A 25,463-nucleotide genomic window follows, 5' to 3' on the forward strand; every position below is an offset into this window, starting at 1 on the left:
TAGCTCCTTCGGGGGTAAGGACACCCAGCCGCCACAAAAGGGGGAACCGGCGTGCGGGGTGTGAGCACCTCGTCCGGGCGCATCAAAAATCAGGGAAAAGTCTTGGGGGGGGTCGGCGCCTACGGCCGGGGTGGCACGTGGCGCCGGGGTCGGCGGCCTACGGGCGGAGGGCTCGTGGCGCCGGGTCCAGGTGTAACGACCGGGGGGCCGGGGTCATTCCGGGGGTGGCCCATCCATCGGCACCCGCAGGGAAGCGGTGACCGGGCGGTCGTTTCGTAGGTGGCTGCAACGACCGGGCGGGGCCAAGCATTCCAACCCCGGGGGTCCGGCGCTCCAACCCGGAGAGGTCGGCCTCCAAGCCCGGGGAGCGGCATTCCAACCCCGAGGGGTCGGCGCTCCAACCCCGAGGCGCGGGGTGGCGGGCCGTGGTGCTGCGATCGTCAGGGTATGTAACGACCCCGGGCCGGCCATGATTCCAGGCCACGGGTGCGACCGGTCACAACCCGACCACCCCGATTCGGACAAGTCACCCAGGCGTCTGCGGGGCTGGACCTTCAAACCGCCCCGACCGGAGATGATCGACTCAATATCGCCGACATGGGGGTATCCGCGGCGCTTGATACCCCCATGTCGGCGATGTCGAGTCGATTTTGAACCCGCCGCCCTCGCCGTAGCGAACAAAAGTGGACAAAGGTCGCGCTGGGGTCTGGCCCACCCGGGGTGGGGCCTACCCACCAGGCTGCGCCTGACCCACCAGGGGGCGTGACCCGCCGGGAGAGGCCCGAGCCACCGGGGCACTGACCCACCCAGGAGGCCCGAAGCCACCGGGGGCACTGACCACCGGGGCCTCGAACCACCGCGAGCCCCGGGCCACCGGGCCACCGCGAGCCCCGAACCACCGCGAGCCCCGGGCCACCGGGCCACCGCGAGCCCCGAACCACCGCGAGCCCCGGGTCACCGGGCCACCGCGAGCCCCGAACCACCGCGAGCCCCGAACCACCGCGAGCCCCGGGTCACCGGGGGCCCGGGTCACCGGGTCACCGGGGCGCGTGGGCGATCCATTGCCGCCTGGATGTGCGGCTTGGTGGCTGCGGGAGGTCTTGAGGGAGATGGTCCTGGAGGGCCGACATCGTTCAAAACGGGCTGGCGCCCGTCGGAGTGCTCCGACGGGCGCCAGCTTCCGTGCGATCCGGGCGCTGCCCGGTGTGGTGCGGGTTAGTGCGCAGCACCGCCGAGGCGCTGGCGGCGACGCCAGGCCAGGGTCAGCAGCAGCATGATCGCGCCGGCGCCGACCAGGCCACCACCGAGCTTCATGGGCGTGCCGAGGCTGTCACCCGTGACGGGCAGGGGCTGCTTCTTGTGCAGCACCCGCAGCTCCGTGCTGGCGGTCCGGCCGGACTCCCGGCCCGTGGCGGTGAAGGTCAGCAGACCCGTCACCGACGGCTTGTAGCTCTTGGTGAAGCGACCCTGGGCGTCGGTGTACGCCGTGAAGCTCGGGGGCGCGCTCGCCTGGTAGGCCACGGGGGCCATGGCCACGGTGCTGCCGTCGCTGCGGCGGGCCGGCGCCTGGCCGGCAGCCGGGGCTGCCAGCGGTGTGACCGTCACGACGATGTCGACGGTCTCGGTCGGACCGAAGTTGGTGCCGGTCAGAATGACCGTCTCGCCCAGGAAGATCGTCGGCCGGTTGACGGTCAGCAACGGGGGCGCTGGCACGTATGGCGGTGGCTGAGGCGTGTCCGTGATCGTCGGCGACGGCTGCGGCTGCGGCTGTGCCGCCCCCGCCGCGGTCGGCACGGCCACCACGGCCAGGCCGACCGTGAGCGCCATGATGATGCGGGATAGCCGCATAGTTGGTTCCCTCCTACTGGTCACAGCTTGGTGCGGAATGAACTTGGGTGGTCCAAGGGCTGGCGGTGGGGGTCAGCCACAGCTCGGCCTGTCCGACGCCGGTCTTGGCGGTCAACAGGGCGACCTCCAACGTCCGTTCGGCGCCCGGGCTCGCCTCGACGTTGACCGTGGCGACCTGGCGGCGACGTTCGGTACCGCTGCCCATTGCGATCTCCGTGCCGTCGAGACGAGCGTCAAGCACACTCCCGCCCGCCGGGCTGAAGATCGACACCAAAGTGCGCATGGTGTACGGGTCCCCCGCCATGCCGAGGCCGAGGACCGACTCACTGAGACCGGACTTCGGCGCCGTCGAGCGCAGAGTCACCCGCAGCCGGAGCTCACGGCGGCCGTCGGGCTGGCATTCGCCCACCGTCAGGTTCGCCGTCGGCCGCAGGTAGTAGCCGAGCTTCGCGCCGCTGCCGTCGTTGAGGAACACGCCGACCGTCGGCACGGTGTCCTTTTCCGGAAGCGTCCCGGCCATCCGGCTGTCGCCGAATGTCCGTTGTTCCTCAGATCGGGCACTCCAGAACAATATCCGGCGTTCAGTGATAGCACGGTCAAATGCGGACAACAACACCTTCGGGTTGACATTCTTCTTGAAGAAGGCGTCGAAGACCGCAGCGGCCGACGCCGCGAAGAACTCGTCCTGCTGCGTGATGTTCAGCCGCTGATAGCTGTCGTTGAGCAGGGTTTGCACGACCTTCTCGCTGGCCAGCGGGACACCACCGGGCACCATCACCGGGCCGGTCGCCTTGAGCAGGTAGGACAGCACCACCGGGTCGACGGCGAGCACGCCGTCGACCGTGGTGCCCGTCTTGCGGCGGAACATCTCGCGGTACAACGCGGCGGCGGTCGGGAAGTGCGGGGACAGATTGACGTCGGCGGGATAGATGCCGGGCAGGTCGGTCCAGAGTGCGCGGGTCTCGGCGGGCAGCTTCAGCGCCGGGGTGAACCGGCCGAGCGAGGCACTGCTGCCCTGCTTGCCCATCTTCACCTTGCCGTTCTCGGCCTCGATCATCGCGTACGCGCCGAACATGCCGCCGGTGGCGCGCAGCTCGGCGAGGTTCTGCGAGACCAGCAGGTATCGTCGCGGGCCGTTCGCGCCGAGCAGCGGCGGCAGCAGGCGGGCTCCCTGGTCGGCGGCGGTGGTGAGGCTGGCCAGTCGGTCGATCTCGCCACGCAGGTCGGTCAGCGCCTGCCGGATCTGGCTGACCAGGTTGTCGGCCGGCACTTCCGCCAGGTCCCGGCGCGTACGCTGCACCGACTCGTGCACCCGGGTCAGCTCGGCGGAGACAGCGGTGAGCCGGGCCAGGTCCAGCCGACCCTCGGTGGGCACGAGGCTGGTCAGGTCCGTCCGCAGCAGGGCCGGAAACGCCTGTCGGGCCAGTTCGTCGATGGCCACGGCGATCCGTCGGACCGCGTCGGCGTCGTCGCCGGCGATCGGGGTACGCCGAGCGAGCCGCCAGCCAGGGTCCGCGGTCGCGGCCCGGGCCGCGCCGGACTGCTCCTGAAGGGCGGCGAGGGTCCGCAGGGCACGGTCGGTGTCCCCACCGACCACCTGGGCGCTCAATTCCCGGGCCAGGCCAGCGGCGTTGAGCAGGTGAGCACGCGCCTGCCAGCCACGGAAGCCGATCCACCCGCCGGTCGCCAGCAGCAGCGAGCCGACCACCAGGGCACCGAGGAGTGCCCGTCGCAGTCGGGCACGCCGACGGCGCCGGGACCGGCTTCGCCGCCGGGTCGGCCGTTCGCTTTCCGTCACACCACACTCCTGTTTCCGGGAATCGGACAGAAGGTTCGATATCCCTGACGTTCCTCACACGTACCAACGAAGCTCGTACCGTTATGGCATTTCTCGTCCGTTACGCGAGGTTTTCTCGCGGGTCGGCGACGGCCTCAGGGACACGTCCCGCCGCTTCATGCAGCAGCCGCTCGATCCGGTCCACCCCGGCTGGCAGCGACATCTCCCGCAGGTACGCCTCCCGCCCCCGGCGACCCATTTCGGCGCGTGTCGGCGGGGGGATGGTGGCGGCCAGCCAGAACCGGTCGGCCAGCGTCGCCCAGTCCTCCGGCGGGCAGGACAGTCCTGCCCTGGCCCGTTCGACCAGCTCGGCCGTGTCCCCACCGGCTGAGGCGACCACCGGCGCGGCGCAGGAGAGCGCGGCCTGGAGCTTGCCCGGCACCATCCCGCGCAGCTCCGGAAGGTCACGCAACATGACCAGCTGGTAGTCGGCGGCGGCATACAGCTCGGGCATGTCGACCGGCGACCGGCGCTCCAGGAAGCGGACGTTGTCCGCACCCAACTCGGCGGCGAGCCCCCGCACCCGCCGCTCCGCCGCTCCGGAGCCGACCAGGACCAGATCCATCGTCCGGTCCAGCGCCGCGGCCGCCCGGACCGCGGTCTCCAGCCCCTGCCGCGCGCCGATGGTCCCGGCGTGCATCACCACGCACCGACCATCCCGGCGGACCAACTGCCGGGCGGCCGCGCTGGGCGTCGCCGGGTGGAAGATCCGCTCGTCGGTCCAATTCAGCACCAGCCGTACCCGGGCCGGGTCAGCGCCGGCGGCGACCACCAGATCCCGCATCGACGGCGCCGCGACCGCGATCCGCGCCGCGGCCCGGTAGATCCGGGTCATCGCGCTGCCCATCCGCGCCGCCCAGCGCCCCTCGCCCGCCTCCTCGGCGCCGTCACGGGTCCAGACGTCCTGCACGTGCAGCACCGCCGGCACCTGCCCGAGCAGCCGGAGCACCCCGGCGGCGGCAAACGTCGTGGCCGGCAGTTGAAAGACGTAGAGCGCGTCCACGTCGCCAAGGAACCGGCGCGCGGTCAGCGTCGCGCTGCCGGCGAAGGAGAGGTAGCTGGCCATCCGGGCTCGGGTGGACCCGGCATCTCCGAGGTACCGGGGCACCCGCCGGACGGTCAGCCGTTCGCTGTGCGTCTCGTGGTGCCAACGCTGCCGCCAGCCGGGATAGACGTGCCCGCCCGGGTAGTCCGGAAATCCGGTCAGCACCCGGACCTCGTGCCCACGCGCGGCCAACTCCTCGGCAAGGCTCCCGGGGATGAACGCCGGCTCGGGCGGAAAGTGGTACGACAGGATGCCGATCCTCACCTGTTCGCCCCCGTCCAGCACGGATCGGCGTCGGCCGGCGCGGCACCATGACCGGCGGGCGTCCGGCCCGCGTACGATTCCGACAACCCCTCCCTGCGCGGCCACCGGCGTCGACGCACCGCCCCCGCGGTGCGGGCACCCGTGTCCGCACCGATGAGAGGGGCACCGATGGCTGATCGCGTGTTGTTCGTCTGCCACGCCAACCTGTGCCGGTCGCCGATGGCCGAGTACCTGGCCCGCCGGCTGCTGGCCGACCGGCCCGTCACCGTGGCGAGCGCCGGCACCGACGCGATCGACGGGATGACCATGCACCCGTACGCCATGGAGGTCGTCACCGAGAGCGGCGCGGACCCGGCGGCGTTCCGGACCCGGGAGCTGCGCCCCGAGCACCTGGTCGACGCGACGCTCGTGCTGACCGCGACCCGACGCCAGCGCTCGGTCTGCACCGCGCTGGCGCCGGGAGCGCTGCACCGGACGTTCACGCTGCACCAGTTCGGCCGGCTCGCCGCGGCGGCCGAGCCGCCCGCCGGGTCGGCCGACGACCCGCTGCGGGCGGCGATCGCCGCCGCCGCCCAGGCCCGGGGCCGGCTGCAACCCGCCGCCCCGGACGCGGACGACCTTCGGGACCCGATCGGCGGCACCGCCGCCGACTTCCGACGCTGCGCCGAGGAGATCGAACGGTCGCTGCGACCCCTCGCCGCGCTCATCGGGGCAGCCGGGTGAGCTCCTGGGTGTGGTCGGCGACGCCGTTGACCCCGGTGGTGGTGTCGCTGTGCCGACCGGACGTGGCCCGGTCGGTCGGCACCGACGCCTTCGGCGTCGAGGTGACCACCCGGTAGGCCTCGTACTGGTACGCCTCGGCCTTGGCGACCTTGGCCATGTTGAGCACGCAGCCGAGCAGCCGGACCGAGACCGAGTGCAGTGCGCGGGCCGCCGCGGCCACCTGGGTCCGCGAGGTACGACCCTGCTGGGTCACCAGCAGCGCACCGTCGGCCTGCACGGCCACGACCACGCCGTCGGTCACCGCGAGCAGCGGCGCGGTGTCGATGATGACGATGTCCGCCGACTCGCGCAGCGACAGCAGCAGGTCCGACATCGCCTTGGAACCGAGCAGCTCGCTCGGATTCGGGGGGGCGGAGCCGCTGGGCAGCACCAGCAGCGACTTGTCCCCCCAGCGCTGCACGACGTCGCCGACCTGCACGTCGCCGACCAGCACGTCGGTGAGGCCGACACCCGCGTCCAGGCCCAGGTAGTCGTCGACCTTCGGGCGGCGCAGGTCCGCGTCGACCAACAGCACCCGCCAACCCGCCTCGGCCAGCGCGATGGCCAGGTTGCAGGAGAGTGTCGTCTTGCCCTCGCCCTGCAGGGCGCTGGTCACGGCGATGACCCGGGCCGGCTCGTGGACATCCACGAAGCGCAGGTTGGTACGCAGCTTGCGAACCGCCTCGGCGCGCGCCGAGGTCGCGGCGTCGCCCACGATCAGTGGAGCGGTGCGGGCGTTGGCCTCGAACGGAATCTCACCGAGCAGTGGGCTGCCGGTGACCCGTTGCAGGCCTGCGGCGTCGCGTAGCCGAACGTCGGCGACGCCGCGCAGGATGGCCAGACCGACACCGAGGAGCAGACCGACCAGGCCACCGAGGGTGAGGTTGCGGACCGGCTGCGGCGAGACGGGGCTGGCGCTCACCCGTGGGCCACTGACTACTTCGATCTTGATCGGCGTCTTGCCCTCGGGTGGTGTCTCGACCCTCTGCACGAGTTCGACGAACTTCGCGGCGAGGGTCTCCGTCACCCGCAACGCCCGGGTCTGGTCGGTGTCGGTGACCGACGCCCGCAGCAGAACGGTGCCGGTCTCGGTGGACGTGCTCACCCGGCGCTGCACCTCGTCCGCGGTGAGGCCCATCGGGGTCTCGGCCACCACGCTCTGCGCCAGCCGGTCGCTGCTGAGCAGGTCGGCGTACGACTTGACGCGCTGCTGAAGGAAGAGACCACCCTGGTAGGCGTCGCTGACGCCCGAGTTGGGGGTGGTAACGAAGAAGGTCACCGAGGCGACGTACCGGGGTTGGGCCCGTACGGTCAGGAACGCCGAGACGCCCAGGGCCACCATGACCGTGACCAGCGCGACCCACCAGTGCCGACGCACGTGGCGCAATTGGCGGAGCAGGTCCATCAGGAGCGCCTCCGTGTCGATCCGGTTACGCCAAAGAACTTCACGAAAACCCCCAAGGTCGTCTCTAAACTCGTGAAACTATTAAAGCCGCTCATACGGCTTATGTCCGGAGTTATGTATTTTCCGGCGGCGAGATGTGCACTCGCATGACCAACCCGACAAACGTCGATTCGGCAGCGGCGAGAGCGGTAATAAGTCCAGAAGGACCGGAGGGTGCCCCATCGGCCCTGCGGTCGCTGCCGACGGCGGAGCCGGATAGGGTCGGCAGCGGTGTGCCGGGAAGTCTGGTCGGCAAGTGGATTCCTGCCGTCCTGTTTCCCGAGGTGAGCCCCGCACATGACCCCCCGCACCCCGCCATCCGAGCAGCGCCGGCCGAAGGTTCGCCTGTTCTCCCGATCTTCCTGGCCCGAGGCCCGACACCTGGCCGACGTGCTGCGCACCGAGACCGTCGGTGGCGCGCTGCTGCTGCTCGGTGCCGTGACCGCGCTGATCTGGGCCAACTCCCCCTGGTCCGACTCGTACACCCGGCTCGGCGGCTGGGTGCCCTGGCCCGGCGGCGCGCCGTGGCACCTCGACCTGGACGTGGCCACGTGGGCGGCGGACGGCCTGCTGGCCATCTTCTTCTTCGTGGTGGGCCTGGAGCTCAAGCGGGAGTTCGTCGCCGGTGAACTACGCGACCCGCGCAGGGCCGCGCTGCCCGTGGTGGCCGCCCTCGGCGGGATGCTGATGCCGGCGCTGATCTACGTGGCGGTCGTCCTGAGCGCGAGCGGCGAAGGGCTGCGCGGCTGGGCCATCCCGACCGCCACCGACATCGCCTTCGCGCTGGCCGTGCTCGCGGTGGTCAGCTCGCACCTGCCCCAGGGCCTGCGCGCCTTCCTGCTCACCCTCGCCGTGGTCGACGACCTGTTCGCGATCACCATCATCGCGGTCTTCTACACCGCCGACTTCCATCCCGTTCCGCTGCTCGCCGCGCTGGCCCCGATCGGGCTCTTCGCGCTGCTGGTGCAGCGCGGGCGTAGCTGGTGGTGGGCGCTGATCCCACTCGCGATCACCGCCTGGGCCCTGGTGCACGCCTCGGGTGTGCACGCCACGGTCGCCGGCGTCCTGCTCGGCTTCACGGTCCCGGTGCTGGCCCGCCGCCGGGCGGCGGGTGACGGCCAGCCGGCCGTGAGCGGTACGGGGGCGGACGAGGGCGGGCTCGCCGCGCACCTGGAGCACCGTTGGCGGCCCGTGTCGGCCGGCCTCGCGGTGCCGATCTTCGCCCTGTTCGCCGCCGGGGTCACCCTGCGCGGCACCGACCTGGGCGCCCTGCTGACCGACCCGGTGGTGATCGCGATCGTCGGCGGCCTGGTGCTCGGCAAGAGCATCGGCATCTTCGGCTCGACGTACCTGCTGGCCCGGTTCACCCGCGCCGAACTGGACGAGGACATCACCTGGTCGGACCTGCTCGGGATCGCCCTGCTGGCCGGCGTCGGGTTCACCGTGTCGCTGCTCATCGGCGACCTGGCCTTCGGCGCCGGCAGCACGGCCGACGACCGGGTCAAGGCAGCCGTGCTGCTCGGGTCGGTGATCTCCGCCGGGCTGGCAGCCACGGTGCTCGTGCGCCGTAACGCGGCGTACCGCCGGGTGGCGGAGCGGGAACGGCTGGACGAGGACGGCGACGGCGTGCCCGACGTCTACCAGCGGCCAGCCGACCGCTGAGCGGGGTCGGCGCGTTGGTCGCGCTCCTCCCCGGGCCGCGCCGTGGGCCTCCGATCAGTGGCGACGCTCGGCGGGCGGCAGGTCCTCGGTCTCCTCGACCAGCGCCTCGGCCGTCGGCGCGGTGAGATCGTCGCCCGGCACCGCCACCGCTTCGGCGCGATCCTGCTCGTCAGGCTTGTCCGCGGGCGGCGGCTCCGGAGCGGTGCCTTCGCCGGCGAAGCCGTACTCGTTCGGTTCGTCGTGCCGCCTCATGTGGTTATCCTCCCGCTTTCCCCGGTTTCGCCTCTCACCGCCAACGGTAGGTGGTGGTCGTCCCCGGCGCAGGACGCCGGGGATTGTCGCCCGGACCACGGGGGTGGGGCGCTCAGTGCGGCCCCGAGCAGTTGACGCAGGGCGATGATCGCCACCGCCCCGGCCAGGCCGTTCCAGCCCGGGTCGCCGGCGAGGCGGAGCAGGCCCGCCGCGGTCAGCAGGTCCAGCAGCACCCGGACGGCGCTCCGGAGTGCCCCGGTGCTGAGCACGATGACCACACCGGTGACCAGGGCCAGCGTTGTTACCGCCGTGACCAGGGCTTCCATCACGTCCGACGCTCTCCCTCGGCGACCTGCCGCTGCTCCTGACGGATCTCCCGGCCCAGGAAGTAGTTCAACGCCGTCCGGATCGTGGCGATGGCGGCCAGTTGGCCGATCTGGTCGAACGACGGGGACACCGCGGTCCGCAGCACGTCGGCCGCCAACTGGAATTCGAGGCCGAGGGTCAGAAACCGGCCCAGCGAGAGCCGGATCGGAGTGAAAACGGCGGCGGTGCGATGTCGCAGCCCTTCGACCACGAACCGCACCGCCGCCCAGACCGCGCCGACGAAGATCACCAGTGCGCCGGCCACCTCCACCACGGCAACCAACACCTGGTCACCGTGGCGCAACAGCTCGGCCGGCCCCACCTCGGGCCGTTACCCGCCCTCGGGGCAGCTAGTCGGCACTCAGGTCAGCTCGTTCACCGCCTCCAGGATCAGCCAGAGACCAGAGATGGCGAAGAGGATCGCAGCGCCGTACTTGATGGCCTTCTCCGGCAGCCGGCGACCGAGCATCCGGCCGACCAGGATGGCCAGCGCGTCCGCGGCCACCATTCCGAGAGTGGAGCCGAGCCAGGTGCCGAACCAGCCGTACTTGGTGGCGAGCGTGATCGTGGCGAGCATCGTCTTGTCGCCCAACTCGGCCAGGAAGAACGCCACCGACACCGCCACGATCGCGGTCTTGCTGGTCTTCTCCGCCTTGCGCTTCTCCTCTTCGGTGAGCTTGTCCCCGCGCAGCGTCCACGCGCCGAAGCCGAGGAAAGCCACGCCGGCCACCAGGGAGATCCACTCGGTCGGCAACACCGCCCCGAGACCCACGCCGATGGCGACCGACGCCAGGTGCACCACCGCCGTGGCGACCGTGATGCCGATCAACACCGGGATCGGCTTGAACCGCGTGGCGAAGGTCAGCGCCATCAGCTGGGACTTGTCCCCCAGCTCGGCGACGAAGATGACGCCGAAGCTGACGACCAGCGCGACGAAAAATCCCTCCATGACGTCCTTCCCGCTCACACCGGGAGGAGGTACAGGGACGCCCTCGACCCGGCTGCAACAGCCTGAGTCGAAGGTCTCGCCCGCCCCTGAGAAACCGGGGCCGCGTGGCCGGATGCGAAACGCACCAGTATGTCGACCACGACATTGGGGGCTACTCCCCTTCGCGCGATCAGCCTATCCGATCACCGGAAGGTCACTTCGGGGTGGGTGAACAGGCTCACCGTGCCCGCGCCAGCGTGACCCCGAAGAGCCCGTCCGGGTCGGTCCAGAATTCCGTCGTCGCGAAGCCCGCCGCGCCCAACTCCGCGGCGATCACCTCCGGGCGGAACTTCGCCGAGACCTCCGTGCGCAGTTCCTCCCCCGCCGCGAAGTCCACGATCATGTCCAGCACACGCACCCGCATCGGCCGGGTCGCCCGCAACCGCATCTCGACCCACTCGTGCGTCGGGTCCCAGAGGGCGACATGCTCGAACGCCGCAGGGTCGAAATCAGCGCCCAGCTCCCGATTGATCACGTGCAGCACATTGCGGTTGAACTCGGCGGTCACCCCGGCGGCGTCGTCGTACGCGGGCACGATCACCGACGGGTCCTTCACCAGGTCGGTGCCGAGCAGCAGCCAATCGCCAACCTCCAGCGCGGCCCGCATCGCCGTCAGGAACTCGGCCCGCTCGGCGGGCATCAGGTTGCCGATGGTGCCGCCGAGGAACACCACCAGCCGTCGGCCGCCGGTGGGCAGCCGGTCCAGTTGCCGGGTGAAGTCACCCACGATGCCCCGGACCCGCAGGCTCGGGTAGTCGGCGGCGATCTGGGCGGTGGACCCGAGCAGCGCGCTGACCGACACGTCGAGCGGGACGAACGTGCCCAGCCCACCACGACGGGTGAAGGCGTCCAGCAGCAGCCGAGTCTTCTCCGACGAGCCGGAGCCCAGCTCGATCAAGGTCTTGGCCCTGGTCAGCGCCGCGATGTCGGGGGCGCGCTCGGCCAGCACCACCCGCTCGGCCCGGGTCGGGTAGTACTCCGGAAGGCGGGTGATCTCCTCGAACAGCTCGCTGCCCCGGGCGTCGTAGAACCACTTCGGCGGCAGCCACTTCTGCCCGGCGCTCAGACCCGCCCGGACATCGTCGCGCAGGCCGCGCTCCAGGTCGTGCTCTTCGAGGTAGATCTCCAGCGGTTCCGCGGTCATCGGTTCACCTCTCAGCTCGATCAACCGTTGCGTGCCCGACCGGTGTGGCGCTCCGGCCCGGCAGTGGACGTACCCGCACCTCGCCCGCCGTGGCGACGACCAGATGCCCCTCGGGCACCGCCCGCCACCCGGGATCGTCGTCGTGCGGCTCGGAGGCGAGCACCACCGAGCCCGGCGTCTCGCGGACCGACAACGCGTGCCCGGCCACGCTGGCCACCGCCCGGCGCCCGTCGGTGAGCAGCAGGTTGAGCCGCGACCCGGGGGCGGCCGCGGCGACATCGGCCACCGTCCGCCCGACCGCCTCGGCCGGGTCCTCGCCAGCGCGCAGCCGGTGCCGCACCAGCGCCCAGAGCAACGCCGAGTCGGTGGCGGCGTCCAGGGTGAGCAGGTCACGCACCGGCAGGCCGGCGGCGAGCGGCACCACGGCGTCCGGCCAGCCGCGCACCACCCCGTTGTGGCTGAACAGCCACCGCCCCTCGGCGAACGGCGCGGCGGCGCCGTCGAGCACCGCCATCCCGACGGTGGCCGAGCGCACCGCCGCGAGCACCGCGCCGGTGCGGGTCACCGTCGCGAGCTGGGCGATGGTCGGGTCGCTCCAGATCGGCTGCGCCCGTCGGTAGCGCACCGGCTCGCCCTCGCCCGGGTACCAGCCGACGCCGAACCCATCGGCGTTGATGGTGCCGCCGCCGCGCATGTCGCGAGGCGCCCAGGACTGCCGCACCAGCGAGTGCGGCGGATCGAACAGAACCTCGGCCAGGGTGACCGGCGGCCCCAGGTAGGCCACATGCCGACACATCAGCGCACCTCGCGTACCCGGCCGCCGGTCGCGCTGCGGCTCACCGGTGCGACTCGTCCGGTCGGGCGTCACGCGCGCAGCGGAAACCGCTGAAGATCTGCCGGCGGATCGGATAGTCCCAGTTGCGGAAGGTGCCCCGGCAGGCCGAACGGTCTGTGCCGAACGAGCCACCGCGCAGCACCCGGTAGTCGTCGCCGAAGAAGACCTCCGAGTATTCGCGGTAGGGGAACGCGGTGAAGCCGGGATGCCCGTTGAACGTGGTCGACGTCCATTCCCAGACGTCACCGATGAGCTGGTGCACACCCAAGGGCGAGACACCCCCCGGGTACGCGCCGACCGGCGCCGGCCGCAGGTGGCGTTGGTCGAGGTTGGCGTGTGCCTCGGTCGGGTCGTCGTCGCCCCAGGGATAGCGGCGGGACCTCCCGGTTGCCGGGTCCCAACGGGCCGCCTTCTCCCACTCCGCCTCGGTCGGCAGCCGCTTGCCGGCCCACGCCGCGTACGCCTGTGCCTCGTACCAGCACACGTGCACCACCGGCTCGTCGGCGCGGACCCGGCTCCACCGGCCGAAGCGCTGACATGACCAGTCGTCGCCGTCACGGCGCCAGTGCATCGGCGCGCTGAGCTGCTCCCGAAGCCGGTGTGCCCAGCCGGCCGGGCTCCACCAGCGCTGATCGGTGTAGCCGCCGTCGGCGATGAAGGCTGCGTACTGGCCGTTGGTGACCGGGGCGGCGTCGATGACGTACGCCGGGAGGTCGACGCGGTGCGCGGGGCGTTCGTTGTCCAGGGCCCACGGGTCGGTGTCGGTGCCCATGGTGAACTCACCGGCCGGGACCAGCACCTCCCCGCCGACCCGGGCCGACGGCTCCGGCGGCAGCGGGGCGTGCAGCACCGCCGGCCCGGAGCGCAGTTGGTGGGTGGCGAGCATGGTCTCGTCGTGCTGCTGCTCGTGCTGCACGATCATGCCGAAGGCGAACCCGTCGGCGACCAACGGCCGCTCGGTGAAGGCCACCCCGTCGAGCAGGTCGTGCACCTTGTCCCGGACGGTGTCCAGGTAGGCGCGCGCCTCGGCGGGCGGTAGCAGGGGCAGCGCCGGGCGGTCCCGGCGCGGCTGCTTGAACGCGTCGTACAACTCGTCGATGTCGCACCGGACCGGCTCGCGGCCCCCGACGTCGCGGACCAGCCAGAGCTCCTCCTGGTTGCCCACATGGGCGAGGTCCCAGACGAGCGGCGACATCAGCGGTGAGTGCTGACGCATCAGGTCGGCGTCGTCGACCACCTCGGTCAGCAGCGTGGTGCGGGAGCGGGCGCGTGCCAACTCCACCGCGATCCGGGCGCGCAGTCGCTCCCCGTCAACGTGCTCCGTCCCGCTCCCGATCACCGCGCCACCTTCCGTTCGCGACTGCGGGGCTCGCAACCCCGGCTCACTCCTCGCACTCACCGAACCGCCTTCGCTCGCGACTGCGGGGCTCGCAACCCCGGCTCACTCCTCGCACTCACCGAACCCCCCGCTTCGCGGCGGCCAGCCGCCGTCGTACACCTCGCTGGATCTCGTCGTGGGTGCCGGCCGGCAGGCCCAGCCGGGGCAGGGCGGTCAGAGCCAGGTCGAGCAGGGCCGTCGCGGCGGCGGCCAGCGCCGGGTCGGCCAGGCCGTGCCGGGCTGCGGCCGACCAGCGGTGCGCGACCGGCGCGGCGATCGTGTACGCCCCGCGCACCGTGCCCGGGTCGGTGAAGAGTGCGGTCAGTACCGCCAGCGGGAGCCGCCAGTCCCGGTCGGGCTGGGCGTCCAGGTAGCGCAGCTCCAGGTAGCCGCGCGGCCGCACCGGCGGAAAGAGGGTGCTGACGTGGTAGTCGAGGTCATCGGTGGTGGGTGGTTGGGGCAGCGCGCCGTCGAGCCAGTCGGCAAAGGTCACGCCGGGCGGGGCCGTCCAGTCCGGGCCGTGCCGGCGCAGGCAGAGCAGCGGCGCGGCGAGCACGTACCGGATCCAGGTGGCGGTCGGGTCCTCGTCGACGCGGCCGGGGACCCAGACCGGGCGGGTGCGGGCCGGGTCGATGGCCAGCCAGGCGGCCATCCGGGCGGAGGCCCAGCCGGTGCTCCGCCCGGCGTGTCGGGTGGCGGAGGCGAACGCCGCGAGCAGCGGCGGCCCGACCGCGTGGGCCGTGGCCCAGCGGTCAGCGACCTGATCCGGCTCACCGGCGTCGAGGCAGACCTGCAGGCCCGCGGTGCTGTACATCATTGTTCGGCCGGCCGGACCGCGCCGGTCGAAGGCACCGCGCATCGCGCGGTAGCGGGGAGTTTCCAGCACCGGGCGGGGCCGTCGGTGTGGGTCGATGCCGCTGCGGCCGAGGATCAGCCCGGCGGCGGCCAGCAGGTCGGTGACCTGGACGATGTCGGCCTCGGTGGCCTGGATCAACGCGGCGACCGAGGGACGGGGCGGGGTGGAGATCTCCAACTGGCCGCCCGGCTCCAGGGTCACCATGCCGCCGTGTCGCAGCGGCTCGACCGGGCTGGTGGCATCCAGCGTGGCGGGGCTGTGCCGCCCCAGCGCCGCCCGCAGCCGCGTCGGGTCGACGGGGTGGGCGGGATCGGCGGCGTCGTGCACGGTCCATTCAAGTTCGACGCCAGTGTGTGTCGGTGGGCCGGTCTTGAAGCAGATCCGGGCGAGGTGCCGCCCTGCGGCGGCGGACTCGCGCAGGATGGCGCTGCGGTCCAACTCGGGCGACGTCACCATCGCTCGGCCCCCTCTCCGTGCGCCGGCTCCGGGAAACCGTGCCACCGTAAACCCACCCACCGACACCGTCGGGGGCGTGCACGGCGCCACCAACTTCTGTCTAACAGACGAATTTCCCGCGCAGGGCGGAACTGAACCGCCCCAGCCGCCGGCCACCTCACTCGGGGGTGGGGTGGCCCGTCCGCGGGTGTGACGGCGTGGCCTTCGCCGATTCGGACGGCTTCGCCGTGGGCACCAGCCGCTGGCAGTACGCCTCGACCTCATCGGCACTGCCGGCGGCGGTCACCAGCCTTCCGAAGGCCGGCGTGCGCAGCGCCTTCTCCCGTTGTGCGGGCTTCTTGGCCTGCCAGGCGCGGCACAGGCCGTGCAACTGGCCGCCGGGCGCGGTGGAGGCCGACGGTGTCACGGTGAGCGACGGCGTGGCGGGCGACGGTGTGGCGGGTGACGCCGATCGGCTGGGCTTGACGGTGCGCCCGCCGGACGGGTGCGCACCCTGGTCGGGGGTCGGTGACGTGCTGGACGGTGCCGGGGGCAGCGGATCCGGTGCCCGGTCGCGGGTGACCGCGGCGAAGGCGGCGCCCGCCGTTGCGGTGGCCGCCAACGCGCCGATCCAGGCCACCGCGCCCGTGGTCAGGCGACGACGGTGCGGCCGGTGTGGCACGGACGGCGCCGGGTTGGCCCGGGCGGCCCGGAACGCGGCCAGCGCGGCCTCCTCGCCGGCCAACTCCCCCGGCCGGATCGGGCCGGCGGCTGCGGCAAGCAACCCGGCCACCGGCTCGGCTGGGGGTACGACCGGGGCAGACGCCTGCACCTGAAGCGACGTCGCGTCCGCCTCGGTGGGCGGGGCGGGGCGGGCCGGATCCGGCGCGGTGTCCGTGTTGGCGCGGGCCGAGTCGAGCAGCCGTTCGGTTTCGGCATGGTCGGCCCGTCGGAACGGGTTCATCGGGAATCCCCTCACGTCAGCCGTCCGCCGGCTCGACGTGCGGCGCCCGCAGGGACGGTCCGCTACCCGTGCGGGTCGGCGGCACCCCCTCGACCTCGGTTGACGGCCATGCCGGGGTCTGCGGCTCCAGCAGGGCTGCGAGCCGTCGCAAACCCCGGTGGGCGGCGGTCCGGACGGCACCGGCCCGGCGGCCCAACACCCGCCCGGCGGATTCCGCGTCTAGGCCGATCACGGCCCTCAGCAGGACTGCTTCGGCCTCGCGGGGAGGCAGGGTGGCGATCAGTGCCAGGGCGGTCTCGGTGCCGATCGTCTCGCTGGCCCGCTCGGCGGTGTCCGCGTCGCTGGCCAGGTCGACGAGCGCGTGCACCGGGACCGGCAGGGACGGTCGACGACGCAGCCGGCGCAGGTGGTCCATCGCCCGGTTGCGGGCGATGGTGACGGTCCACGCACGGAACTCGCCGCCGGTGAAGCTGGGCAGGTCGCGGGAGATCTGCAGCCAGGTCTCGGAAGCGACGTCCTCGGCGTCCGCGCCGACAAGGACGGTCAGGTACCGCAGCAGACCCGGCTGGAGGTTGCGGTAGAGGACGCGGAACGCCTCCTCGTCCCCGGCCTGTGCTGCGCTGACCGCCCCCGACAGCTCGCCGGTCATCCGCGGCCCGTGGATCGCCCGGCGCGGGCCAACCCGATCAGCCGCGCTGAGGCGGACCACGCGGTACGAATCGTCCGCCCGACCAGCTTCCGCACCCGTACCGCCCCCCGCCGATCTCATCGCGCCCCGCGACCGAGGTGGCCGGGCGTCTGGGCCAGCGCCGGGACGGTCGGCTCGGCGCGCTGCCGCCGAGGTCGCCGGGCGGGCCCGAGCCGGGCTAACGCTAGGAGCGGACCACCGACCCGACAAGTCGGCACCGTGTCACGGAAGAGTGACAATTTTCAACCCCGCGGGACGGCGTGTGGCCGTAACGCCCTGCGGCCCGGGGACGCCAACCGCGTCACAAGGCGCTCGGTTGCCACTTTCCAGCATCCGTACGCCGAAATATGTCGGATTTCATTACGCCAGGTCGTCGCGTCGTCACAGAGATCGCAACGTCCGCAGAGGTCAGGCCGGACGGACCAGTCCGTACCAGCCGCCCGGCCGACCAGCCGCGGCGCGCCGCGGCGCGGCACTCTAGGTACGGTAATGCCGTGTTGTCATCGGAGGTCGTGCTCAGCGGTCGTTACCGCTTGGACGAACGTGTCGCCACGGGCGGTATGGGCGACGTCTGGCGTGCCTCCGACCTGATCCTCGGCCGGCAGGTAGCGGTCAAGGTTCTGCTGCCCGCCCTGGTCTCCGACCCCGACTTCATCGCCCGGTTCCGGGCTGAGGCCCGGATCATGGCAGCGCTGCGGCACCCCGGCATCGTGCAGGTCTTCGACTGCGGCGCGGACGACCTGCCCGACGGCGGTCGGGCGGACTACCTCGTCATGGAGTTCGTCGCCGGCGAGCCGTTGTCCAAGCGGATCGAGACGGCCGGCCGGCTCGACGTGGCCGAGACGATGTCGATCGTGGCCCAGGCCGCCGCGGCACTGAACGCGGCGCACCGCGGCGGCATCGTGCACCGCGACGTCAAGCCCAGCAACCTGTTGGTGCACGAGGACGGCACGGTCGTCCTGGTGGACTTCGGCGTGGCCCGTTCCACCGACATCACCAGCATCACCAGCGCCAACGCGGTGCCGGGCACCGCCCTCTACATGGCTCCCGAGCAGGCCGCTGGCCGGCCGGTCAGCGGTGCCACCGACATCTACGCCCTGGGCGCGGTCACGTACTGCTGCCTCACCGGCAGTCCGCCGTTCACCGGCGACAATCCGCTCCAGGTCGCCGTCCGACACCTGGACGACGAGCCGCCGGAGCTGCCGCACGACATCCCGGAGGCGGTCCGCGCCCTGGTGTCGCGGGCTCTGGCCAAGGATCCGCTCGACAGGTTCACCAGCGGTGCGGCGATGGCGGAGGCCGCCCGGACCGCGGTCACCGACGGCGAGCCGCCGACGGCGATGGCGACGCCTGTCGCGCTGCGCGACGCCGGTCCCGGCACCCGTGCCGACGTGCCGGCCGGCGCGGCGGTGGCGAGTGGCGCGGAGCGTCGGCGTCGGCGACGGCGGGGCCCGCTGGTCGGCGCGGCGGCGGCCGTGCTGGTCGCGCTGGTCGGGCTCGGCGCGGCGCTGGGCGCGGCGGGCGATGCCGGCGAGGATCCGGCGGTCAATCTGCCGACCACCTCGCCGGCGGTGGCGCCGACCGGCCAGCTGGAGCTGCCTGCGGCGAACGAGCAGATCGCCACCGACAACCCGGGCCGGCCCGATCGGCCGCCCGCCCCCGACGACTCCCCGTCGGCCTCGGTCTCCGTTTCACCGAGCACGAAGCCCAGCCAGACAACGAGCCCGCCGACGCCGACGCCGAGCGCCCCCGCGTCGCCGTCCAGCCCGCCGCCGACGACCGCGCCAACGCCGAACGAGCCACCGACCCCGTCCGGTCCGCCCCCCACCACGAGTCCGCCGACCGGTCCGGAGGTCCCGGAGGGCGTTTGAGCCGATCGGCGCCGCCCCTGCGAAGCAGTCCCACCAGCACCGATATCCCCAAAACGGACTTACGGCGCTGAACACGCCTCTAGGCTCCCAGCAGGCCATTTCCACCATCTGCTGCGGGAGCCTGGGTGAGCGCTGAAAAGCTGGTCGTGATCGGTCAGGGGTACGTCGGACTGCCGCTGGCCATGCGTGCCGTCGAGGCGGGGCTGGACGTGGTCGGCCTTGACGTCGACGCCGACCGGGTGAAGCGTCTGGCCTCCGGCGAGTCGTTCGTCGAGGACATCCCGACCGACCGGCTGGGCCGGGCGTTGGGCAGCGGCCGGTACCACCCCAGCACGGAGTACACCGATGCCGAGGGCTTCGACATCTGCGTCATCACCGTGCCGACCCCGCTGCGCGACGGCACCCCCGACCTGAGCTTCGTCGAGCAGGCCGGCGTCGGCATCGGCCGGTACGTCCGCCCGGGTTGCACGGTGATCCTGGAATCGACCACGTACCCCGGCACCACCGAGGAGCTGCTGCGCCCGCTGCTGGAGTCGGCCAGCGGGCTGAGCAGCCCCGGCGACTTCCACCTCGGCTACAGCCCCGAGCGGATCGACCCGGGCAACTCGACCTGGCGGCTGGAGAACACCCCGAAGGTGGTCTCCGGCGTGGACCCGGCGTCGCTGGCCCGGGTGGACGGGTTCTACCAGCGCCTCGTGGAACGCACCGTGCCGGTGGACTCCACCCGTGTCGCCGAGCTGACCAAGCTGATCGAGAACACCTTCCGCCAGGTCAACATCGCGCTGATCAACGAGCTGACCATGCTCTCGCACCATCTGGACATCGACGTCTGGCAGGCGATCGACGCCGCGGAGACCAAACCGTTCGGCTTCCTGCCGTTCCGGCCCGGCCCCGGTGTCGGGGGGCACTGCCTGCCGATCGACCCGTGCTACCTGTCGTGGCAGGTCAAGCGCCGCCTCGGCCGGCAGTTCCGGTTCATCGAGCTGGCCAACGACATCAACCACGAGATGCCCGAGCACGTCGCGCAGCGGATCATGGCGGGGTTGAACCGGGACGGCCGGGCCGTCAGCGGTGCCCGACTGCTGCTGCTCGGTCTGGCGTACAAGAAGAACACCGGCGACATGCGGGACTCCCCCGCGGTCGACGTGGCCCGCCGGCTGCAGGCTCTCGGTGCCGAGGTCCACGCGGTCGAGCCGTACGCCGAGGCGCACCAGATCCCGGCCGGGGTCACCGTGGTCGGGCTCACCGAGCGGGAGGTGCGTGCCGCCGACGCGGTGGTGGTGGTCACCGACCACGACAGCTTCGACTACGACCTCGTGGTCCAGCACGCCCGCTACGTCTTCGACACCCGCAACCGGTGTGTCGGCCCGATGGTCGAGCGCCTGTAGACCCGGCACCGCTGGCCGGTCCCGCCGCCGGGGAAGACGGCGGGGCCGGCCGGCGGGTGTCCGTCCGCGACACCCGCCCGGTCGGAACCGCGTCCGTCACTGGTCGGCGAGCGCCTCGACAACGGGGCGGGACAGCGCCCGGCGTGCCGGCACCACCGAGGCGAGCAGGGCGGCCAGCACCGCGACGCAGAGGATCAGTGCGAGTTGGCCGAGCGGCAGCACCACGTGGAAGTCCCCGCCGAGGCGGGCCAGCAGGGCCATCGCGGACGCGCTGACGCCAGCGCCGAGCCCGATCCCGAGCACCGCGCCGACCAGCGCCATCAGCACCGCCTCGACGGCGAGCACCGCCCGCATCCGCCCTCGGGTGAGCCCGACCGCCCGCAGTACGGCGTTCTCCCTGGTCCGCTCGACCACCGACAGGCTCAGCGTGTTCGCCACGCCGACCAGGGCGATCACCACGGCCAGGCCGAGCAGCGCGGTGACGAAGGCGAGCAGCATGTCCACCGTGCCGGTGAGCATCTTCTTGTACGCACCCTGGTCCATCAGGTTCACCGTCGGGTAGCGGCCCAGCACCGCTTCGATCGCGTCCCGGGCCTGGTCGGCGCTCACCCCGGCGGCGGGGTCGATCTCGGCCAGGAAGCCTCGCTGACCGGGGAAGAGCGCCGCGAAGTCCGCGTCGGCCATGTCGATGACGTGACCTGCGGGCGCAGCGCTGCCAGACGTGTCGTCGGTGACCACGGCGGCCACCCGGAACGACCGCCCCTGGACGGTCACCGGGGAGCCGACCTGCCAGCCACGTGCCTGCGCCAACTCCCGGTGCACCAGCACCTGCCCCGGCCCGACCCGGGCGGCGTCGCCGGCCAGCACTCCGCTCAGCGTCCGCCCGACCAGCGCCGGGTGGGCCGCGCGGACCTCGACGTCGGCCACGACCGTGCTGCGCTGCTCGTGCACCACGCCCAACTCGGGGCGGGCGGCGAGCTCACCGGCGAGCGCGGCAGGCAGGTCCTGACCGATTCCGCTGACCACGAAGTCCGTCCCGATCTGGGCGTCCACGCTGCGTTCGATGCCGTCCTTGGTGCTACGCGCGCCGACCATGAACGCCGACACCAGGCCGATTCCGATCACCAGGGCGGTGGCGGACGCGGCGACCCGCCGCGGATTGCGGACGGTGTTGGCCACCGCCAGCTCACCGGTCGCCCCGAGCATGCGGCGTGCCGGCCAGCCGAACACCCGGGCCAGAGCCGGGACGAGCACCGGCCCGAACAGCACGATTCCGAAGAAGGCCAGCACCCCGCCGACCGCCACCAGCAGCAACTGACCGGCGCTGGCGGCCCCGGCCAGCGCGGCGACACCGACGGCCAGCACCACCGCGCCGACGGTCAGCCGAACCCGACCAGCGCCCTGGCTGGGCTGCACCGCGGCGTCGGTGAGCGCGGCCACCGGGGCGACCCGTGTCCCCCGCCACGCCGGCAGCAGGGCAGCGCACACGGTGAGCACGGTGCCCAGCAGCAGGCCGGTCACCACGGTTGAACCGGTCACGGTCAGGCCACCGGTGACCGGCACGTCCAGCCGGGACATCAGCAGCCGCAACCCGCCGGCGAGGGCCACCCCGAGCAGCACCCCGAGCGCGGAGGCGACCAGCCCCAGCACCGCGGACTCCAGCAGGGCGGCCCGGAAGACCTGCGCCCGAGTGGCGCCGATCAGGCGTAACAGCGCGGTCCGCCGGGTGCGCTGCGCCAGCACGATCGCGAAGGTGTTGGCGATGACGAAGCCGGCCACCACCACGGCGACCCCCACGAAGATCAACAGCAGCATCCGGAACTGGTCCAGGTTGCGGACCGCATCCTCGACGGCCTCGTCGAGGATCTGCTGGCGACTCTTCACGGTGGCGTCGGCGCCAGCCACAGCGCGCACCCGCTCGGCCAGCGCCGTGACGGAGGCGCCGGGCCGGGCCGCCACCATGATGCGGCCAAAGCCCCGCTCACCGGTGAGAGCCAGCGCATCCGACCCGACCAGGCCGACGAACGGACCGCCGACGTCGCGGGCGGTGCCAGCCACGTCGACGGTGCCAACCAGGGTGTACGGGCGGGCCGCGCCGCCGGTGCCGCCGATGCGAACCGCAGCGCCGAGGGCGAAGCCCTCCTCGGCCACCGTCGGCGCGTCGAGCACCACCTCCCCGACTCGATCGGGCAACCGGCCGGCGACCACGTCGTACGAGCGCAGGGCGTCCTCGGTGGGGATGGCGACGAGCATGGTGAAGCCGAGCACCGGCCGACCGTCGGCGCCGACGATCCCGGCGGTGTTGGTCAGCTCACCCGCCGCGGCGGCCACCCCGTCGACCGCACGCACCCGGTCGACCAGGGCCGGGGGCAACACCTCGCGGCCGGCCGAGTAGACACCCAGATCGGTGTGCCGGTCGAAGGTGCCGGCCCGCTCGTACGCCCCGACGCGCATCCCGTCGACGAAGATCATGGTGCCGGCGACGAACGCGACACCGAGCACGACGGCCAGCGCGGAGAGCAGCATGCGCAGCGCCTCGGCGCGCAGCGAACGCAGGGTCAGGCGGATCATGCGGGGCTCCCGGTGCCGGTGGCGGATCGGACCCCTCGACGCTATGGCCGGCGCTGGTCCGTCGATCTCCACCTGCGCGCTCGACCTGCGTGCGTCCCGGGTCGCGGTGCGCCCGCCGGCCGGTACGACCCAGGTCGTACACGGCGTCATCCGCCGGGTGTGATCAGCCCGCTCTCGTACGCCAGCACAACGGCCTGGACCCGGTCACGCAGCTGGAGCTTCGCCAGGATCCGCCCGACGTGGGTCTTCACCGTCGCCTCGGCGACGTGCACCCGGGCGGCGATCTCCGCGTTGGACAGCCCCTGTGCGACCAGCAGCAGCACCTCCCGTTCCCGTTCGGTGAGCTGCGCGAGCCGAGGGTCGGTGCTCGGGGTGGCGCCGAACTGCCCGGCGAACCGGTCCAGCAGCCGCCGGGTGATCGACGGGGCCACCACCGAGTCGCCCTGTGCCACCACCCGGATCGCGGCCAGCAGGTCCTCCGGTGGAACGTTCTTGAGCAGGAAGCCGCTCGCCCCGGCCTGCAGGGCGGCGAACGCGTCCGCCTCGGTGTCGAAGGTGGTCAGCACCAGCACCCGGGGCGGGCCCGCGGGCCGGTCGGCGCAGAGCCGCCGTGTCGCCTCCACCCCGTCCATGGTCGGCATCCGGATGTCCATCACGACGACGTCGGCCTCGGTGCGGGCGAGCACCCGCAGGGCGTCCGCACCGTCGATCGCCTCCCCGACCACCTCCAGGTCGGGCTGGGAGTCCAGCACCATCCGGAACCCGGCGCGGATCAGTGCCTGGTCGTCCACGATCACCACCCGGACCGTCATGCCGCGATCACCTCCGTTGCCGGATCCGACGGTAGTGGTAGCCGGACCTCGACCTGCCAGCCACCGGCCGGCCGGGTGCCGGCGGTCAGGCTGCCGTCGTACACCGTCACCCGCTCCCGCATGCCGAGCAGACCGTGACCTCCGGACGGCGTTGGGCTGACCAGCGGGCGGCCCCGACCATCGTCGACCACCCGGACCACGACGGCCTCGGCGGTGTACGCCAGGACGACCTCGACGCCCGCACCGACGCCGGCGTGCTTGAGCGCGTTGGTCAGCGCCTCCTGCACCACCCGGTAGACGGTCAGCTCCAACCCCGGGGGCAGGGCCGGCGGTTCACCGGTGACGGTGCCGCGGATGCGCAGCCCCGCGTCGCCGAACCGGGCGAGCAGGTCGGGCAACTCGGCCAGGGCCAGGCGCCGGTGTTCCGGGTCGGCGGCCACCACGAGCCCGTCGGCCCCGACGGCGGGGCCGGCGTCGCGCAGGACGCCGACCAGCCGACGCATCTCCTCCAGTGCCTGCCGGCCGGTGTCCGCGACCACCTTCACGGCGGTGCGGGCCTGCTCGGGGTCGCGGTCGAGCATGAACCGGGCGCCGTCCGCCTGGACGATCATCACCGCCATGCTGTGGGCCACCACGTCGTGCAGCTCACGGGCGATCCGGGTGCGTTCCTCGGCGACCGCCGCCCGGGATTCGGCCTCCCGCTCGCGTTCCAGGGTCGTGGCCCGCTCCTCCAGGCTGAGCACGTAGAGGCGGCGGGTCCGCACGTTCAGCGCGACCAACCACACCGCGCCGGTGACCAGCGCGTACCACAATGCGGTCACCCACCAGCTGACGACGCCCGGGGTCTGCGCGGCGGCGAGCAGCACGCCAACGGCGGCGACCGCGCCGGCGAGCACCCCGTCGCGCAGCCGCTCGCCGTACTTCACCACGCTGTAGAGCGCGATCAGGACGGCGACGTCGTAGGCGAGCGGACCCCACTGGGCGATCACCTGGACCAGGGCGAGTGCCGCGACCGCCACGGTCACCGCGCTCGGGTGCGAGCGGCGGAACAGCAGGGCCACCGCCATCCCCGCGCCGACCAGCGTGGCTGCCCAACCGCCCGGCTGGTTTGCCGCCCCGGCCAGGCCGACGAGCGCCACCAGAACAGAGACGCCCACGTCGAAGGCGACGCCGCGCAGCGGGCGGCCGAACATCGTGCGTCTCACGGTCACCCAGCGTACGTGCTGGGAGGCCCGGCTCAGTCGCCGAGGACCTCACGCAGGCGGTCGATCTCGACGGTCTGCTCGGTGGCGACCGAGTTGGCGAACTCGTTGAGCGTCAGGTCCGAACCGACCGTGAGCAGGTTGGTGGCCATCTCGATGGCACCCTCGTGGTGCTCGGTCATCATCCGGACGAAGAGCCGGTCGAAGTCCGCGCCACGGGTCGCGGCGAGCTGCCGCATCGCCTCGGGTGACTGCATGCCGCGCATGCTGCCGTGATCGTGCCCCTGGACCTCCGCCGGCAGGCCGCGGGTCTGCAGCCAGCCACGCATCATGCCCATCTCCGGCCCCTGGCTGGCTCGGATGCGATCGGCGAGGGCGCGGATGTCGGGGTCGGCTGCCCGGTCGGGGGCGAGCTCCGCCATCGCCAGGGCCTGCGCGTGGTGCGGGATCATCATCCGTACGAACCAGACGTCCAACGAGTTGTGCGGCGCCGGGCCGGCATCGCGGACCTCGTGGGCCGCGCGGGTGGACGCCGACTCACCCGGGCGGCCGGGCGCGATGACGGTCAGGTCGGTGGGTACGGGGCTGACCGTCGGCGTTACGGCGGGCGCGGAGACCGGCCGCGCGGCGCCCGTTCCGGCGTCGCCCCCGGCGCGGACCACGATGAAGGCCACCAGTGGCAGCACGAGAGCCAGTGTGACGATCGCCAGGGTTCGTGCACGCCGGTTGGTCATGGGCCACTCCCTGGGGTCGAGGTCATCGCGATGTTATCCATTGAAGAAGACACTTTGATGTGAGCCAGGTCACATCGACGTTCTTCTCCGGACGGTAACGTGTCGACCATCATCTTC

At 72.5% G+C, this 25,463-nt stretch carries 22 protein-coding genes; 4 read left to right on the forward strand and 18 right to left on the reverse strand.

The window, feature by feature from the left end; genetic code table 11:
* Positions 1-1,215: 1,215 nt before the first annotated feature.
* The 3 genes from ABZS37_RS26475 to ABZS37_RS26485 form a co-directional block, all read right to left on the reverse strand.
* Entirely contained in the window at positions 1,216-1,848 is a 633-nt protein-coding gene (locus ABZS37_RS26475) for a hypothetical protein (RefSeq protein WP_355173220.1), read from the reverse strand.
* Positions 1,849-1,861: 13 nt separating this feature from the next.
* Positions 1,862-3,646 carry a DUF4012 domain-containing protein gene (locus ABZS37_RS26480; protein ID WP_355173222.1) on the reverse strand — a complete coding sequence of 595 codons (1,785 nt, stop codon included), beginning with the start codon at positions 3,644-3,646 and terminating at the stop codon, positions 1,862-1,864.
* A gap of 100 nt (positions 3,647-3,746) precedes the next feature.
* Complete coding sequence (locus tag ABZS37_RS26485; RefSeq protein WP_355173224.1) at positions 3,747-4,994, reverse strand: glycosyltransferase family 4 protein; 1,248 nt, start codon at positions 4,992-4,994, stop codon at positions 3,747-3,749.
* A gap of 168 nt (positions 4,995-5,162) precedes the next feature.
* Here ABZS37_RS26485 and ABZS37_RS26490 point away from each other — a divergent pair, with 168 nt between their 5' ends.
* Entirely contained in the window at positions 5,163-5,717 is a 555-nt protein-coding gene (locus tag ABZS37_RS26490; protein WP_355173226.1) for a low molecular weight phosphatase family protein, read from the forward strand.
* On the opposite strand, the gene ABZS37_RS26495 is transcribed toward ABZS37_RS26490, so the two are convergent.
* Positions 5,698-7,161: a polysaccharide biosynthesis tyrosine autokinase gene (locus ABZS37_RS26495; protein WP_355173228.1), complete on the reverse strand. Its 1,464-nt coding sequence runs from the start codon at positions 7,159-7,161 to the stop codon at positions 5,698-5,700. The genes ABZS37_RS26490 and ABZS37_RS26495 overlap by 20 nt on opposite strands.
* A gap of 336 nt (positions 7,162-7,497) precedes the next feature.
* Between ABZS37_RS26495 and nhaA the strand changes: the two genes are divergently transcribed.
* The gene (nhaA, locus tag ABZS37_RS26500; RefSeq protein WP_355173230.1) at positions 7,498-8,862 is read left to right on the forward strand and encodes a Na+/H+ antiporter NhaA; all 1,365 of its coding nucleotides are present in this window, start codon (positions 7,498-7,500) and stop codon (positions 8,860-8,862) included.
* Positions 8,863-8,916: 54 nt separating this feature from the next.
* Here nhaA and ABZS37_RS26505 read toward each other — a convergent pair whose 3' ends face one another.
* The 10 genes from ABZS37_RS26505 to ABZS37_RS26550 form a co-directional block, all read right to left on the reverse strand.
* Positions 8,917-9,114, reverse strand: a complete 198-nt coding sequence (locus tag ABZS37_RS26505) for a hypothetical protein (RefSeq protein ID WP_355173232.1) — start codon at positions 9,112-9,114, stop codon at positions 8,917-8,919.
* The gene (locus tag ABZS37_RS26510) at positions 9,111-9,443 is read right to left on the reverse strand and encodes a hypothetical protein (protein ID WP_355173234.1); all 333 of its coding nucleotides are present in this window, start codon (positions 9,441-9,443) and stop codon (positions 9,111-9,113) included. The genes ABZS37_RS26505 and ABZS37_RS26510 overlap by 4 nt, the downstream gene beginning before the upstream one ends.
* Positions 9,440-9,802, reverse strand: a complete 363-nt coding sequence (locus ABZS37_RS26515) for a DUF1622 domain-containing protein (protein ID WP_355173236.1) — start codon at positions 9,800-9,802, stop codon at positions 9,440-9,442. Before ABZS37_RS26515 ends, ABZS37_RS26510 begins: the two co-directional genes overlap by 4 nt.
* A gap of 39 nt (positions 9,803-9,841) precedes the next feature.
* Positions 9,842-10,429, reverse strand: coding sequence for a TMEM165/GDT1 family protein (locus tag ABZS37_RS26520; protein ID WP_355173350.1), 588 nt, complete (start codon positions 10,427-10,429; stop codon positions 9,842-9,844).
* A gap of 217 nt (positions 10,430-10,646) precedes the next feature.
* The gene (gene egtD, locus ABZS37_RS26525; protein ID WP_355173238.1) at positions 10,647-11,612 is read right to left on the reverse strand and encodes an L-histidine N(alpha)-methyltransferase; all 966 of its coding nucleotides are present in this window, start codon (positions 11,610-11,612) and stop codon (positions 10,647-10,649) included.
* 4 nt (positions 11,613-11,616) lie between these two features.
* Positions 11,617-12,408 carry an ergothioneine biosynthesis protein EgtC gene (gene egtC / locus ABZS37_RS26530; RefSeq protein WP_355173240.1) on the reverse strand — a complete coding sequence of 264 codons (792 nt, stop codon included), beginning with the start codon at positions 12,406-12,408 and terminating at the stop codon, positions 11,617-11,619.
* Between the two features lie 40 nt (positions 12,409-12,448).
* On the reverse strand, positions 12,449-13,783 hold the full coding sequence (gene egtB / locus ABZS37_RS26535; protein ID WP_355173352.1) for an ergothioneine biosynthesis protein EgtB: 1,335 nt from the start codon (positions 13,781-13,783) through the stop codon (positions 12,449-12,451).
* Between the two features lie 118 nt (positions 13,784-13,901).
* Entirely contained in the window at positions 13,902-15,137 is a 1,236-nt protein-coding gene (gene egtA, locus ABZS37_RS26540) for an ergothioneine biosynthesis glutamate--cysteine ligase EgtA (protein WP_355173242.1), read from the reverse strand.
* Positions 15,138-15,294: 157 nt separating this feature from the next.
* Positions 15,295-16,080, reverse strand: a complete 786-nt coding sequence (locus ABZS37_RS26545; RefSeq protein ID WP_355173244.1) for a hypothetical protein — start codon at positions 16,078-16,080, stop codon at positions 15,295-15,297.
* A 16-nt stretch (positions 16,081-16,096) separates the two neighbouring features.
* Positions 16,097-16,729, reverse strand: a complete 633-nt coding sequence (locus ABZS37_RS26550; protein WP_355173246.1) for an RNA polymerase sigma factor — start codon at positions 16,727-16,729, stop codon at positions 16,097-16,099.
* A gap of 533 nt (positions 16,730-17,262) precedes the next feature.
* Between ABZS37_RS26550 and ABZS37_RS26555 the strand changes: the two genes are divergently transcribed.
* Together ABZS37_RS26555 and ABZS37_RS26560 are read left to right on the forward strand one after the other, a co-directional pair.
* Positions 17,263-18,639: a serine/threonine-protein kinase gene (locus ABZS37_RS26555; protein WP_355173248.1), complete on the forward strand. Its 1,377-nt coding sequence runs from the start codon at positions 17,263-17,265 to the stop codon at positions 18,637-18,639.
* 125 nt (positions 18,640-18,764) lie between these two features.
* Positions 18,765-20,027, forward strand: a complete 1,263-nt coding sequence (locus tag ABZS37_RS26560; protein ID WP_355173250.1) for a nucleotide sugar dehydrogenase — start codon at positions 18,765-18,767, stop codon at positions 20,025-20,027.
* A 96-nt stretch (positions 20,028-20,123) separates the two neighbouring features.
* Here the strand turns inward: ABZS37_RS26560 and ABZS37_RS26565 are convergent, their stop codons facing one another.
* The 4 genes from ABZS37_RS26565 to ABZS37_RS26580 form a co-directional block, all read right to left on the reverse strand.
* Positions 20,124-22,598 carry an FtsX-like permease family protein gene (locus tag ABZS37_RS26565; protein WP_355173252.1) on the reverse strand — a complete coding sequence of 825 codons (2,475 nt, stop codon included), beginning with the start codon at positions 22,596-22,598 and terminating at the stop codon, positions 20,124-20,126.
* A gap of 146 nt (positions 22,599-22,744) precedes the next feature.
* Positions 22,745-23,410, reverse strand: a complete 666-nt coding sequence (locus tag ABZS37_RS26570) for a response regulator transcription factor (protein WP_355173254.1) — start codon at positions 23,408-23,410, stop codon at positions 22,745-22,747.
* A complete protein-coding gene (locus ABZS37_RS26575; RefSeq protein ID WP_355173256.1) occupies positions 23,407-24,621 on the reverse strand; it encodes a histidine kinase in 1,215 nt (404 codons plus the stop codon). The genes ABZS37_RS26570 and ABZS37_RS26575 overlap by 4 nt, the downstream gene beginning before the upstream one ends.
* A gap of 26 nt (positions 24,622-24,647) precedes the next feature.
* Complete coding sequence (locus ABZS37_RS26580; RefSeq protein ID WP_355173258.1) at positions 24,648-25,346, reverse strand: DUF305 domain-containing protein; 699 nt, start codon at positions 25,344-25,346, stop codon at positions 24,648-24,650.
* Between the last annotated feature and the right edge of the window lie 117 nt (positions 25,347-25,463).

Source organism: Micromonospora sp. NPDC005413, assembly GCF_040606435.1.
Classification (GTDB): Bacteria; Actinomycetota; Actinomycetes; order Mycobacteriales; family Micromonosporaceae; genus Micromonospora.